Origin of the sequence: Pseudomonas sp. Root401 (genome assembly GCF_001425105.1) — a bacterium.
Taxonomy (GTDB): domain Bacteria; phylum Pseudomonadota; class Gammaproteobacteria; order Pseudomonadales; family Pseudomonadaceae; genus Aquipseudomonas; species Aquipseudomonas brassicacearum.
This window is the reverse complement of the sequence record NZ_LMDO01000022.1, coordinates 51,670-65,754: the sequence shown is the minus strand read 5'-3', so window position 1 is coordinate 65,754 and position 14,085 is coordinate 51,670. Positions and strand designations below refer to the sequence as shown.

Below are 14,085 nucleotides of genomic sequence, written 5' to 3'. Positions count from 1 at the left end.
AGTCAGGCCAGTGGTGTCCACCGAATCGGTAATCGTGGTGACCGCAGGTGTCGTGCTCGGGACCAGGTTTTCGAAGTTGCCACCGGTCGCACCGGTAATGGTGGTGCTGACCGTGCTGCCGTTGTTGTAGACGTCATTGGCTGGCGTCTCGACGTTRACGGTGCCAGTGGTCTGGCCGGCGGCGATGGTRATGACCGAGCCRTTGCTCARGGTCACGGTCACCGGAGTCTGGGCCGGGTTGGTCAGCGTCGCGGTGTAAACAATCGAACCGCCTTCGGTGATGGTGTTGCTGGCCGTCAGAGTCAGGCCAGTGGTGGGAGTCTGGGCCGGGTTGGTCAGCGTCGCGGTGTAAACAATCGAACCGCCTTCGGTGATGGTGTTGCTGGCCGTCAGAGTCAGGCCAGTGGTATCCGCCGAATCGGTAATTGTGGTGACCGCAGGCGCGGTGCTCGGCACCAGATTCTCGAAGTTGCCACCGGTCGCACCGGTAATGGTGGTGCTGACAGTGCTGCCGTTGTTATAGACGTCATTGGCCGGAGTATCGACGTTAACGGTGCCAGTGGTCTGGCCGGCGGCGATGGTGATGACCGAGCCGTTGCTCAAGGTCACGGTCACCGGAGTTTGAGCCGGATTGGTCAGGGTGGCGGTGTAGGTGATCTGGCCGCCTTCGGTGACGGTATTGCCCGCACTCAGGGCGACGGTGGTGGTGTCGATGGTGTCGGTGATCTGGGTCACGGCCGGCGTGGTGGGTACGGTCACGGCAATGCCAGTGCCACCGGTGGTACCAGTGACGGTCACACTGATCTGGCTTGGGTCGTTGTAGACCGTGTCATTCGGCGCGAGTGGAACGTTGACGCTACCGGTCAGCTGACCCGCCGGGATCACGATCACCGAGCCGTTGGACAAGGTCACGGTCAAGGCGGTCTGCGGGGCCTGGGTCACGGTCGCGGTGTAGACCAGCACGCCGCCGGCTTCGGTCAGGGTCGGTGTGGCGCTCAGGGTCATCGTCGCATTGAGGACAGCGTTGGCGGTCGTATCCGTAGTATCGCCACCCAGGGTGTTGTTATCGGTGGCAGCCGCCGCAGCGAGACCTTCAGTTGGGAAACCGACAGTAGGGTCGACGCTACCAGCGGTGGCATCCAGCACCACAAAGCTGTGGCCGCCACCGGCGGCGCCGCCCGTACCTGCGGCAGTGGCGCCAGCGGCGGTGGCTTCCAGGGCAGTCGTCGGGTCGACGCCCGCGGCGATGGCTTGCTGCAGCTCTTCTACCGACGGCGCGGCCTGGGCAGTGGCTTGTGCCAGGTCGGTGGAAGAGTCCGGGGCATTGGCGCTCCACTGGGTGTCGCGGCCCAAGTCCAGGGTGCGGCCATCGGCCAGATCCAATGTGACGGCGCCAGAAGGGCCAGTGTCCAACTGATCGCCCGTGTACAGGCGATCGCCTTCAATGAGTACGCGCCGGATGCCCTCTGGGGATACGACGAAAACCTGACCAACAATGCTTTTGACAACGGCAATAACACTGCTCATTGAAGACTCTCCGGGTGTCACGCTCAGTAGACTTCCATGGACCCGTCAGCTTGTAGGCTGCAGCGGTCTGGACGTACATGTTCACAAAGTAAGGTTATTTGACGCTTTCACATGTCAATATTTTGGCTGTGTTTTCTCAATTATTTTGTTTGTGCCAAACTATTGACCTTCTGCCGGCCATCCTAAACAATCGCCGAGGTAATGTCACATTGATATTTAAGCGGCGACCTGTTCTTTCAGTGCGTGTTCCAGCTCCTGTTTTGAACTTTCCGACATACGGTCATTCCGGTTGCCATCATCCGATGCAGCGCCACGTTTCGCTGTGATCCAAGACAAGTGTTTCAGGAAGAAATCCATCATGCGTCTGTACCTGTTCAAGGCTTTACCCTTTGCTCTCGCCGCCAGTTTCGTACAAGCACAAACCTTGCCGCAGGCCATGCAACAGGCGCTGGATGTCCATCCTGAAATCCAGGCTGGCGTGAACAGTCGCCTCGCGGCGGATTACCAACTCAAGGCGGCCAAGGGCGGCTACCTGCCTAGAGTGGACCTTGCAGCCGGATACGGCCGTGAAGGCACCGACAGCGTCACCACCCGGTCGGGCGGGACCAATCATTGGGAAACCCTGAACCGTAGCGAGTCGAGCCTGCGCCTGTCGCAAATGGTTTTTGACGGTTTTGCGACGTCCAGCGAAGTGGGGCGTCAGCAAGCCACCGTCAATGCCCGTGCGTACTCGTTGCTGGACGCGTCCGAGCGCACCGGGTTGACAGTGGCCCAGGTCTACCTGGACGTGCTGACCCGTCGCGAGTTCGTGCGCCTGGCCGAGGAAAACCTCAAGAGCCACGAGCGCATCTTCGACCAGATCAAGCTGCGCACTTCCCGCGGCGTGGGCAGCGGCGCCGACCTGGACCAGGCCGAAGCGCGCATGGCCCAGGCCCGCAACAACCTGATCACCGAACAAACCAACCTGGCCGATGCCGAGACCAACTACCTCAGCGCCGTTGGTCAACTGCCCGATCAACTGGAACGTCCTGCTGATTTTCTGGCGTTGCTGCCGGCCAACCTGACCGAAGCCCGCGCCCAGATGCTGGAAAACAGCCCGGTGCTGCGTTCGGCCGAAGCCGACATCGCCGCGGCCGAGCAACAGTACGAAGCCGCCAAGTCGAGCTTCTACCCACGCTTCGACGCCGAGCTGGGCCGCACTGCCGACAACGACCTGGACGGCCAGAACGGCCACAACAATGAATGGCAAGCCATGCTGCGCATGCGTTTCAACCTGTATGCCGGCGGCAGCAACAAGGCGGACCTGGAATCCAAGTCGTACCTGTCCAACCAGGCCCTGGACATCCGCAACAACGCGCTGCGCCAGTTGAACGAAGAGCTGGGCCTGGCCTGGAACGCCTTGAACAACGCCAATGCCCAGGTGCCGGTCGCCCAGCAATACGTGGATCGCAGCGCTAACGTGCGCACCGCCTACCAGAAGCAGTTCAGCCTCGGCGAGCGGACCCTGCTCGACTTGCTCGACAGCGAAAACGAGCTGTTCAGCGCTTCCCGTCGCCTGGCGGAAATCAAGAATGTGCAGCTGTTCACCCAGTACCGGATCAAGGCAACCATGGGCCAGCTGTTGAAAAGCCAGGGTGTGGTCGCGCCGTTGGCATCGGTTGTGCAGAACGACATGAAGCCCAAGGTCCAGTTGCCTGGGATGAATTGAGTCCTACCACCCGTTTTAATCAGTCAGAGTGCCGAGCGTGGAATCAGAAGTCAGTCCAGTCGAACTAGTTCATGACCCGCGCACGCTGCACGACGACCCGCTGCTGGACGGCCTGCTGGCGCTCTGCATGCTGCATCAGAAGCCGGCCAGCGCGGCGATGCTCACCACCGGCTTGCCGTTGCCCAAGCAGCGGCTGAGCGTCGAATTATTGTCGCGCGCGGCGGCCCGTGCCGGTCTGCAAGGTCGGGTGCTGCAACGCAAGCTCGAGCAGATCCCGACCATCGCCATGCCAGCGCTGTTGTTGCTCAAGGACGGCCGTAGTGCCGTGCTGCTGGGCTGGGTCGGCGACGACCAGGCGCGGTTGCTGCTCAGCGAAAGCGACGGCGGTGAGGTGACCATCAGCCGTGAACTGCTGGCCGATGACTACAGCGGCAAGGTGTTCTTCGCCCAGCCGCAGCATAAATTTGACGTTAACCACGGCACGCTGATCCCTCGGGCGCGTTCGTGGTTTCGCGACACCCTCAAGCGGTCGCGCTGGCTGTACGCCGATGCCATCGCGGCGAGCCTGCTGATCAACATCATCGCCATGGCCGCGCCGCTGTTCGTGATGAACGTCTACGACCGCGTGGTGCCGAACCAGGCTGAATCGACCCTGTGGGTATTGGCCGTTGGTATCACCGGCGCCTATGTGTTCGACTTGATCCTCAAGATGCTGCGCAGCCTGTGCCTGGACCTGGCGGGCAAGAAAACCGACCTGATCATCTCGGCGACGCTGTTCGAGCGCATCGTCGGCATGTCCATGAAATACCGCCCGGCGCGGGTCGGCAGCTTTGCCCAGAACATCCATGAGTTCCAGAGCCTGCGGGACTTCCTCGCTTCGCTGACCCTCACCAGCCTGATCGACCTGCCGTTCACCCTGCTGATCTTCATGGTCATCGCGATTATCGGCGGGCACCTGGTGTGGATTCCGGTGCTGGCGTTCCCGATTGCCCTGCTGATCGGCTATGCGCTGCAGAAGCCTTTGGTGGCGACTATGGAGCGCACCATGGCCCTGGGCGCCGAGCGCCAATCCAGCCTGATCGAAACCCTGGCCGGCCTGGACGCGGTGAAGGTCAACAACGCCGAGAGCGAACGCCAATACCAGTGGGAACAGACCATCGGCACCCTCAGCCGCCTCGAGCTGCGGGTGAAGATGCTGTCCGGCCTGGCAATGAACATCACCTTGTTGATCCAGCAACTGGCCGGCGTGGTCATGATCGTCTTTGGCGTTTACCTGATCATCGCCGGTAGCCTGAGCATGGGTGGGCTGGTTGCCTGCTACATGCTCAGCGGCCGCGCCCTCAGCCCGTTGGCTTCGCTGTCGGGCCTGCTGACCCGCTACCAACAGGCGCGGGTGACCATGACGTCCGTCGACCAGATGATGGAGCTGCCCCAAGAGCGCAATTTCGACGAGCGCCCGCTGAGCCGCAAGGTCCTGCAGGGTGCCGTCGAATGCCGTCAGTTGAATTTCACTTATCCGAACCAGCAGAACCCCGCGCTGAAGAACATCAACCTGGTGATCAAGCCGGGCGAGAAAATCGGCATCATCGGCCGCAGCGGCTCGGGCAAGAGTTCCCTGGCCAAGTTGCTGGTGGGGCTTTACCAACCCGACGACGGCGCCTTGCTGGTGGACGGCGTGGACATCCGCCAGATCGACGTCAGCGAGCTGCGCTACAACATTGGCTACGTGCCCCAGGACATCCAGCTGCTGGCCGGTACCCTGCGGGACAATCTGACCTCCGGCGCCCGTTACGTCGAAGATGAACTGGTGCTCCAGGCCGCTGAACTGGCGGGCGTGCATGAATTTGCCCGCCTGCATCCGCAAGGTTATGAACTGCAAGTCGGTGAGCGCGGACAGAACCTGTCCGGTGGTCAGCGCCAGAACGTCGCCCTGGCCCGCGCGCTGCTGCTCAACCCGCCCATCCTGTTGCTGGACGAACCCACCAGCGCCATGGACAACACCGGTGAAGAACGCTTGAAACAGCGCTTGGCCGCCGTGGTGGAAAACAAGACCGTGTTGCTGGTGACGCACCGGGCATCCTTGCTGTCGCTGGTGGACCGCCTGTTGGTGATCGACCGTGGACAGATCCTCGCCGACGGCCCGAAAGCCGCTGTCATGGAAGCGTTGAAGAAGGGGCAGATCAGTGTTGCTTAAATCCGGTTTAAAGGGCGCGGTGGGCCGTTATTTCAAAGGTTCCGACTCGCTGCACGGCCAACCGCTGCCCGAGGTCAACAAAGCCCTGATCGAGGATGCTCCCCGGGTAGTGCGTTTGACGATCTGGGGCATCATCGGCTTCTTTGTATTCCTGATGCTGTGGGCCAACTTCGCCGAGATCGACGAAGTGACCAAGGGCGACGGCAAGGCGATCCCATCGTCCAAGATCCAGAAGATCCAGAACCTGGAAGGCGGCATCGTCGCCGAGCTGTTCGTCAAGGAAGGGCAGATCGTCGATGCCGGTGCGTCGTTGATTCGCCTGGACGACACCCGGTTTGTCTCCAACGTCGGCGAAACCGAGGCCGATCGCCTGTCCATGCTGTTGCGGGTCGAGCGCCTGAGTGCCGAGGTCGACGACCGGCCGCTGAACTTCCCGGCCGATGTGCTCAAGGCGGTGCCGGGCCAGGCCGCCAGCGAGGAGTCGCTGTACCTCAGCCGCCGCCAACAGTTGCACGATGAAATCGGCGGCTTGCAGGAGCAGTTGATCCAGCGCCAGCAGGAACTGCGCGAATTCGTGTCCAAGCAGGCGCAGTACCGCTCCGGACTGGCGCTGCAACGCCAGGAAATCAACATGTCCGAGCCGCTGGTGGCCCAGGGCGCGGTGTCGCCGGTGGAAGTGCTGCGGCTCAAGCGCGCCGAGGTCGAGACCCGTGGGCAACTGGACGCCACGACGCTGGCGATCCCGCGTGCCGAATCGGCGATCAAGGAAGTGCAGCGCAAGATCGACGAGACCCGTGGCAAGTTCCGCAGCGAAGCCCTGACGCAGCTCAACGAAGCTCGCACCGACCTGAACAAGGCCCAGGCCACCGGCAAAGCCCTGGAAGATCGGGTGAGCCGGACCCTGGTGACATCGCCCGTGCGCGGCATCGTCAACAAGTTGCTGGTGAACACCATAGGCGGCGTGATCCAGCCCGGCAGCGACCTGGTGGAAATCGTGCCGCTGGACGACACCATCCTGGTGGAAGCGAAAATCCGTCCCCAGGACATCGCCTTCCTGCACCCCGGCCAGGACGCCACGGTGAAATTCACCGCGTACGACTACACCATCTACGGCGGGATGAAAGCCAAGCTGGAACAGATCGGCGCCGACACCATCACCGATGAAGACAAGAAAACCACCTACTACGTCATCAAGCTGCGCACCGAACGCAGCCACCTGGGCACCGATGAAAAACCGCTGCTGATCATTCCGGGCATGGTGGCGTCGGTGGACATCATCACCGGCAAGAAAACCGTGCTCAGCTACCTGCTCAAGCCCATCATCAAGGCCCGGTCCGAGGCGTTGCACGAGCGGTAGCACCCTGGTTGATCGTTGGTTGATCGTTCCCACGTTCCGCGTGGGAATGCCTCCTGTGACGCTCCGCGTCACGCTTTTTCGGAACGCAGAGCATCCCTGGCTACATTCCCATGTGTGGGAGCAAAGCTTGCTCGCGAAACAGGCGCCTCGGTTCCTGAAAGATCGCGTTGTCTTCATCGCGGGCAAGCCTTGCTCCCACAGCGGTGCGGTGCAAAATTCCAGGTCATATCGTTATTCGTTAACGGTATTTAAATTACTGTTCTTATATCTTTAAAGTCATCCCCCTGCGTACCTGCCGACGAATCGGCGCGCCGCACGACATAAACCAACACGGTAACGCCGTGAGTTTTGATCGATTGCGCGCCTGTCCAAGCGCGCCGTGCGTGGGAGTGATGTATGCCAGCCGTCTCTTATTCTCCAGATGCACCTACCGCGAACATTGCCCCGCAGTCGTTCGACATCCGCCCGTTGCGCGATGCCGTAGGCGCCGAAATCGTCGGGCTGGACCTGTCCCGACCGGTCAACGACCAGGATTTCGCCCGTATCCACCGCGCACACCTGGACTATCACGTCGTGGTGTTCCGCGACCAACGCATCACCCCGGAACAACAGATCGCCTTCAGCCGCCGTTTTGGCGTGCTGCAGATCCATGTGCTCAAGCAGTTCCTGTTGGCCGGGCATCCGGAAATCCTCATCGTCTCCAACATCATCGAAAACGGCCAGTCCATCGGTCTCGGTGATGCCGGCAAGTTCTGGCATTCGGACCTCTCCTATAAAGAACTGCCCAGCCTCGGCTCGATGCTTCACGCTCAGGAGCTGCCGAGCGAAGGCGGCGACACGTTGTTCGCCGACATGCACAAAGCCTGGGGCGCTCTGCCCGAAGCGCTGCGTAAAGCCGTGGAAGGCCGCTCGGCGGCGCATTCCTACACGGCGCGCTACAGCGAAACCAAATTCGAAGGCAACTGGCGCCCAACGCTCACGCCGGAGCAACTGGCCCAGGTCGCCGAAGTGGTACATCCGATCGTACGCACCCACCCGGAAACCGGGCGCAAGGCGTTGTTCGTCAGCGAGGGGTTCACCACCCGCATCGTCGGTCTGCCAGAAGACGAAAGCCAAGCGCTGCTGACCGAGCTGTATGCCCACAGCGTGCTGCCGCAGAACATCTATCGCCATCAATGGCAGCCCCATGACCTGGTGTTCTGGGACAACCGCTCGCTGATCCACTTGGCCGCCGGTTGCCCGAGTCATCTGCGCCGCAAGCTGTATCGCACCACCATCCAGGGCGACGCCCCTTTCTGATCGGCTGCGCCTCGCGCAAAGAGCCCGGAGAATCACCATGTCCAAACGCATTGCTTTTGCACCGCTGGCCGCCGCCATCGGCCTGGGGTTCAGTTTGCTGGCCGGCAGCCTGGTCGCGCCGGCCAGCGCCCACGCCGAGGGTGAGATTCGTATCGCCGAGCAGTTCGGCATCGTTTACCTGCTGCTGAACGTGGTCCGCGATCAACAATTGATCGAGAAATACGGCAAGCAGGAAGGTATCGAGATCAAGGTCGACTGGACCCAACTGTCAGGCGGCGCGGCGGTCAACGATGCGTTGCTGTCGGGCTCCATTGATATTGCCGGGGCCGGTGTCGGGCCGTTGTTGACGGTCTGGGACCGCACCCGTGGCAAGCAGAACGTCAAGGCCGTGGCCTCCCTGGGCAACTTCCCTTATTACCTGTTGAGCAACAACCCGAACGTCAAGACCATCGCCGACTTCACCGAGAAGGACCGCATCGCGGTGCCGGCGGTGGGCGTTTCGGTGCAGTCGCGGTTGCTGCAATACGCCGCCGCGAAACAGTGGGGCGACAAGGACTTCAATCGCCTCGACAAGTACACCCTGGCGGTTCCGCATCCGGACGCCACGGCGGCGTTGATTGCCGGCGGCACCGAGTTGACCGGGCACTTTTCCAACCCGCCGTTCCAGGACCAGGCCCTGCAAAACCCCAACGTCCACGTGGTGCTCAACTCCTATGACGTGCTCGGACCGAATTCACCCACGGTGCTGTTCGCCACCGAGAAATTCCGCGATGAAAACCCGAAAACCTACAAGGCATTCGTCGAGGCGCTGACCGAAGCGGCCGAATTCGCCCAGAAGGACAAAGGCGCGGCGGCGGACACCTACCTGCGGGTGACCAAGGCCCAGATCGACCGGGCGACGTTGCTGAAGATCATCGACAACCCGCAGATCGAATTCACCGTCAGCCCGAAAAACACCTACCCGCTGGCCGAGTTCCTCTACCGCGTCGGCGCGATCAAGAACAAACCGGCGTCGTGGGAAGATTATTTCTTCCAGGACGCCAAACCGCTGCAGGGGAGCTGATTGTCATGAACGCGCTTTTGCAAGGCCACGCGGCCAGCAACCCCACTTCCACCGGCACCGCGTTGTTGTCGGTGGATAATGTCAGCCTTGAATACCGCACCCCGCAGCGGGTGGTGCGGGCCACCCACCAGGTCAGTTTTGAAGTCGATCCGGCGGACCGTTTCGTACTGCTCGGCCCATCGGGTTGCGGCAAGTCCACTTTGCTCAAGGCCATTGGCGGCTTCATCACGCCGTGCGAAGGCGAGATTCGTTTGCAAGGCCAGACTGTCAGCGCTCCGGGACCGGATCGGATCGTGGTGTTCCAGGAGTTCGACCAGCTGCCGCCCTGGAAAACCGTGAAGCAGAACGTGATGTTCGCGCTGCTGGCATCCGGCACGCTCAAGCGCCGCGAGGCCGAGGAGCGGGCACTGCACTATCTCGACAAAGTCGGCCTGGCGGCGTTTGCCGATGCCTACCCACACACCTTGTCCGGTGGGATGAAGGCCCGCGTCGCGATTGCCCGAGCGTTGGCGATGCAGCCGAAGGTCCTGCTGATGGACGAGCCCTTCGCCGCCCTCGATGCCCTGACCCGACGCAAGATGCAGGAAGAATTACTGCTGCTCTGGGAAGAGGTGCGTTTCACCCTGCTGTTCGTCACTCACTCCATCGAAGAAGCGTTGGTGGTGGGCAATCGCATCCTGCTGCTGTCACCGCACCCGGGAAGGGTCCGGGCGGAAATCCACAGTCATCAATACGATCTGCACAGCCTCGGCGGCGTGGGGTTCCAGCACACGGCGCGGCGGATTCATCGGTTGCTGTTCGATGAAAGCCAGTCGCCGGACACCGAGCGTGAGCTGGATTTCGCTGACATCCGTATCGCCTACTGACCCTGTAGGAGCTGTCGAGTGCAACGAGGCTGCGATCTTTTGATCTTTCGTCCGAGACTCAAGCGTCAGGGGAAAGATCGCAGCCTCGCTTCGCTCGGCAGCTCCTACGGGGCGGTGCCAGGATCTGAAAAAGAGAGAGTCTATGAGCCAGTTATCGTCTGCGCGCGAAGAATACGAAGTCCAATTACAACCCTTGACCCATGTGCCACTGGAGCGCGAGTTGCCCTTGGGCCAGCGCCTCTGGCAACAGGGTTGCTTGCGCAAAAGCCTGATCCTGTTGCTGCTGGCGCTGGTGTGGGAGGGCGTGGCCCGATACCAGAATAACGACCTGCTGCTGCCGAGCTTCTTGCAGACCGCCAGCGCGTTGTACGACGGTTTGCTCAGCGGCGAGCTGCTGGGCAAGGTGTGGATTTCCCTGGTGGTGCTGCTCAAGGGCTATCTGCTGGGGATCGTCCTGGCGTTTGGCTTGACCACGCTGGCCGTGTCGACCCAGTTCGGTCGCGACTTGCTCAGCACCCTGACGTCGATGTTCAACCCATTGCCGGCCATCGCCCTGTTGCCGCTGGCGCTGTTGTGGTTTGGCCTGGGGCAGAACAGCCTGATTTTCGTGCTGGTGCATTCGGTGCTGTGGGCGCTGGCGTTGAACATGTATGCGGGGTTTCTTGGGGTGTCGGAAACGCTGCGCATGGCCGGGCGCAACTACGGGCTCAAGGGCCTGCGCTTTGTGCTGTTCATCCTGATCCCGGCGGCGCTGCCGTCGATCCTCGCCGGGCTGAAAATCGGCTGGGCCTTCGCCTGGCGCACCCTGATCGCCGCCGAACTGGTGTTCGGCGCCACCAGCGGCAAGGGCGGCCTGGGTTGGTACATCTTCCAGAACCGCAACGAGCTGTACACCGACAAGGTCTTTGCGGGGCTGGCGGTGGTGATTCTGATCGGGTTGCTGGTGGAGAACCTGGTGTTCGACAGTTTGGAGCGGGTGACAGTGAAGCGCTGGGGGATGCAGCGTTGACCAGGTAATACTTCTTGCCCGGGTTTTGGGTTGTCTGGGCTGACGTCATCGCGAGCAAGCTCGCTCCCACAGTCGATCGGTGTTGATCTCGATATTTCTGTTCGACACAGATCCAGTGTGGGAGCGAGCTTGCTCGCGATGGCAATCTTCAACTCACCACAGGCATGTCAGCCCGCCGCTTGAACCTCAAGCCGATCCATCGCCCTCTCCACCAACAAATGCACCCCATCAGCCATCCGGCTGATCGCCAGGATGACGCTGCGGCGCGAACCGTCGACATCATCAGCCAGGTCGGCGGCGATGGCGCTGATGGACAGCAGATCTTCGGAGGCATTGGCCAACAGGGTTTCGGTGTCGATATCAGGGGCGACCATGAAGAGTTGGGCGGTTTGGGTTTTGCCCGAGGCTTCATCGGTGGGTTTGGGATTGAGGTAGTAGTCGAGGACGCGCTCGGCGGCTTCGTCGAGTTTTTTGGTTTTTGAGGACTTGTCGGAGTTGCCAGGGCTTCCTGGCGGATTCGGAGTTACCTTGAACATGTTTTGGCTTCCTATTCAATCAGAGCCGCCCTAGCTCGCTTGCACGCGATATAAGGGTGGCAGCTATGTGAGGGTGTGCAAGACCGAGTAGGAACCACCAAAAAAACCTCGGCAGACCCGAAGGTCTCCCCACACACAGCCGCCATAAAACACGGGCACGAATGCTCATTAAATGGCTGGTGGCATTATTTGGCGTTCTTTTACCCGGACTTGCACGTCCGTGTCACCGTTTTTTCAGTGACAAACCCAGACTAGCGGTGAGCCCAAAGGCGGACAAGTTCACCAACATCGCCACAACTTGAAGGAAATCTCCTAGGACGCTGCTGTACGCAAGCAGCACACCGCTCCGCTGGGCTGCACCCTGTAGGAGCTGACGAGTGCAACGAGGCTGCGATCTTTTGATCTTTCGCTTGGGACTCAAGTGTCTAGGGAAAGATCGCAGCCTCGTTGCACTCGACAGCTCCTACACAGCTCCTACACAGCTCCTACGGTCCAGAGGGCGGTGTGACATTTCGCTAAATCCCCACGCCACAATTAGCCAAGTAAAGCCCCTTCCATTTCCTTTAGACTGGCCGCCCTCAAGCAAGTCTTCAGGACATGGAATGCCACCCCCTCACAGTCCCCTTCGCAAAGCCCTGGTCATTTGGTTATATGCCGCCGCCCTGATGCATCTGCTCGCTGGCGTCACGTTGACCTGGGCCGGTCATTCGGGCTTGCTCGACGGTTATCTGCAGAACATCGAGCAGGCGTTCTGGGGCGCTAATGCCGTGCCCGCGACGGCCCGTGTGCAACAAGTCTGGTGGCTGGCCTTGTTCGGCGCCACATTGCAGAGCTATGGGCTGTACATGCTCGCCCTCGTCCATATCGGCAATCGATTGAAGCGCGCCATGCCCTGGGGTTGGCTGATCGCCGGCATCCTGCTCTGGGCGCCCCAGGACATGCTGATTTCCGCCCAGGCCCAGGTCTGGTCGCACCTGTGGTTCGACAGCGTCGCCCTGCTCGTTTTATTGCCGCCGCTGTTCTGGCTCTATCGCCACGACCGCCGCACTTCCCTGACTGACAACGCGTCGAGTGATTCAAACCATGCCTGACTTTTCACTGCTGGACTGGGCCATCACCCTGCTGATTGCCCAGGCGATCCTCGGTGCGCTGGATACCCTCTATCACCACGAGCTCACCGTCGCCTTGCCCTATCGCCACAGTGCCCGGCTGGAGCTCTCCATCCACGCCCTGCGCTCGTGCTTCTACGGGATCCTGTTCCTGGGCATGGCGCACTTGGCCTTCGAGGGGACGTGGGCGATTGTCATCGCGCTGCTGTTCGCCTTGGAGATCGGCCTGACGCTCTGGGATTTCGTGGTCGAGGACCGTAGCCGCAAGCTGCCCGCCATCGAGCGCATCATGCACACGGTGCTGGCGGTCAACGGCGGGGCCTTCTTCGCGCTGTACGGCGTGCAACTGGCGCAGTGGGCGAGTTTGCCCACCGGCCTGAGCGCGATCGACCTCGGCTGGCGCGGTTGGCTGCTGACCTTGTTCGCCATCGGGGTTACGGCCTCGGGGATTCGCGACGGCTTGGCGGCCTTGCGCATGCAACGCGCGGGCAAGCCCGCCAACCCGTTTGCCGGTGGTGCCTACAAGCGCGTGCTGGTGACCGGGGGCACCGGGTTTATCGGCGAGACGCTGGTCAATCAATTGCTCGACGCCGGGCACACAGTCAGCGTGCTGGCTCGCGATCCATTGAAAGCGGCCTATCTGTTTGACGGCCGCGCCCGTTGCCTGCGTTCGCTGGGCAAGTTGGGTCATGACGAAACCTTCGATGTGGTGATCAACCTGGCGGGCGCGCCGGTGGCCGGTCCGCGCTGGAGCCCCGCGCGCCAGGCGCAACTCATCGCCAGCCGGGTCAATACCACCGAAGCCTTGATGACCTGGTTGAAAAACGCCCGGCACAAACCGGCGTTGTGGATACAGGCGTCGGCCGTCGGTTTTTATGGTGTGCGTGACGCCAGCGAAAGCCTCGATGAAAGTGCCGCCCAGGGCGATGGTTTCATGGCTGAACTCTGTGTGCGTTGGGAAGCCTCGGCTCGGCCTGCCACGGAGTTGGGCGTGCGCCAGGTGGTGATGCGCCTGGGCGTGGTGTTTGGCCCGGGCGGTGCGTTGTTGCCGTTGCTGATTCCATTTCGCCTGGGGTTTGGCGGGCGTATGGGTGACGGTCGGCAAATCATGAGTTGGGTGCACCGCGACGACGTGATCCAAGTGATCGCCCGGGCCTTCGATGACGAAAGCCTGAGCGGCACCTACAACCTGGTGGCGCCAGAAACGGTCAGTCAGGCGCTGTTCGCCGAAAGCGTCGGCAAGGTACTCAAGCGCCCGGTGTGGTTCCACATTCCCGCCGCGCCGGTGCGTGCCTTGGCAGGTGAGATGGCCCAGTTGTTTTTCGACGGCCAGCGCGTGGTACCCAGTCGTCTCGTCGAGGCCGGCTATACGTTCCGTTACCCGACGCTTGACGCTGCCCTGCGCGACCTGGCCTGA

General features: G+C 61.5%; 12 protein-coding genes. 9 read left to right on the top strand and 3 right to left on the bottom strand.

Annotated elements, in window-relative coordinates; genetic code table 11:
- Together ASC85_RS33170 and ASC85_RS32165 are read right to left on the bottom strand one after the other, a co-directional pair.
- The coding region (locus ASC85_RS33170; protein WP_236712369.1) for a retention module-containing protein at nt 1-1,527 on the bottom strand (1,527 nt) is incomplete at its 3' end.
- A 216-nt stretch (nt 1,528-1,743) separates the two neighbouring features.
- Nucleotides 1,744-1,887 carry a hypothetical protein gene (locus ASC85_RS32165; RefSeq protein ID WP_155252638.1) on the bottom strand — a complete coding sequence of 48 codons (144 nt, stop codon included), beginning with the start codon at nt 1,885-1,887 and terminating at the stop codon, nt 1,744-1,746.
- Here ASC85_RS32165 and ASC85_RS16875 point away from each other — a divergent pair.
- From ASC85_RS16875 to ASC85_RS16845, 7 genes are all read left to right on the top strand, one after another.
- Nucleotides 1,886-3,235 (top strand): TolC family outer membrane protein, encoded by a 1,350-nt coding sequence (locus tag ASC85_RS16875; protein WP_003196552.1) that lies wholly within the window; start codon nt 1,886-1,888, stop codon nt 3,233-3,235. The two genes, ASC85_RS32165 and ASC85_RS16875, sit on opposite strands and share 2 nt — an antisense overlap.
- A 37-nt stretch (nt 3,236-3,272) precedes the next feature.
- Nucleotides 3,273-5,429, top strand: a complete 2,157-nt coding sequence (locus tag ASC85_RS16870) for a type I secretion system permease/ATPase (protein ID WP_003196554.1) — start codon at nt 3,273-3,275, stop codon at nt 5,427-5,429.
- Nucleotides 5,419-6,786: an HlyD family type I secretion periplasmic adaptor subunit gene (locus ASC85_RS16865; protein ID WP_057450563.1), complete on the top strand. Its 1,368-nt coding sequence runs from the start codon at nt 5,419-5,421 to the stop codon at nt 6,784-6,786. The genes ASC85_RS16870 and ASC85_RS16865 overlap by 11 nt, the downstream gene beginning before the upstream one ends.
- 396 nt (nt 6,787-7,182) lie before the next feature.
- Nucleotides 7,183-8,085 (top strand): TauD/TfdA dioxygenase family protein, encoded by a 903-nt coding sequence (locus tag ASC85_RS16860; protein WP_057450562.1) that lies wholly within the window; start codon nt 7,183-7,185, stop codon nt 8,083-8,085.
- 37 nt (nt 8,086-8,122) lie between these two features.
- Nucleotides 8,123-9,148 (top strand): ABC transporter substrate-binding protein, encoded by a 1,026-nt coding sequence (locus ASC85_RS16855; protein WP_057450561.1) that lies wholly within the window; start codon nt 8,123-8,125, stop codon nt 9,146-9,148.
- Between the two features lie 5 nt (nt 9,149-9,153).
- Nucleotides 9,154-10,014 carry an ABC transporter ATP-binding protein gene (locus ASC85_RS16850; RefSeq protein WP_057450560.1) on the top strand — a complete coding sequence of 287 codons (861 nt, stop codon included), beginning with the start codon at nt 9,154-9,156 and terminating at the stop codon, nt 10,012-10,014.
- A gap of 142 nt (nt 10,015-10,156) precedes the next feature.
- On the top strand, nt 10,157-11,023 hold the full coding sequence (locus ASC85_RS16845) for an ABC transporter permease (RefSeq protein ID WP_057450559.1): 867 nt from the start codon (nt 10,157-10,159) through the stop codon (nt 11,021-11,023).
- A gap of 167 nt (nt 11,024-11,190) precedes the next feature.
- On the opposite strand, the gene ASC85_RS16840 is transcribed toward ASC85_RS16845, so the two are convergent.
- A complete protein-coding gene (locus ASC85_RS16840) occupies nt 11,191-11,559 on the bottom strand; it encodes a DUF6124 family protein (protein ID WP_003196566.1) in 369 nt (122 codons plus the stop codon).
- Between the two features lie 602 nt (nt 11,560-12,161).
- Here ASC85_RS16840 and ASC85_RS16835 point away from each other — a divergent pair.
- A complete protein-coding gene (locus ASC85_RS16835; RefSeq protein ID WP_057450558.1) occupies nt 12,162-12,650 on the top strand; it encodes a hypothetical protein in 489 nt (162 codons plus the stop codon).
- The gene (locus ASC85_RS16830) at nt 12,643-14,085 is read left to right on the top strand and encodes a TIGR01777 family oxidoreductase (protein WP_057450557.1); all 1,443 of its coding nucleotides are present in this window, start codon (nt 12,643-12,645) and stop codon (nt 14,083-14,085) included. The genes ASC85_RS16835 and ASC85_RS16830 overlap by 8 nt, the downstream gene beginning before the upstream one ends.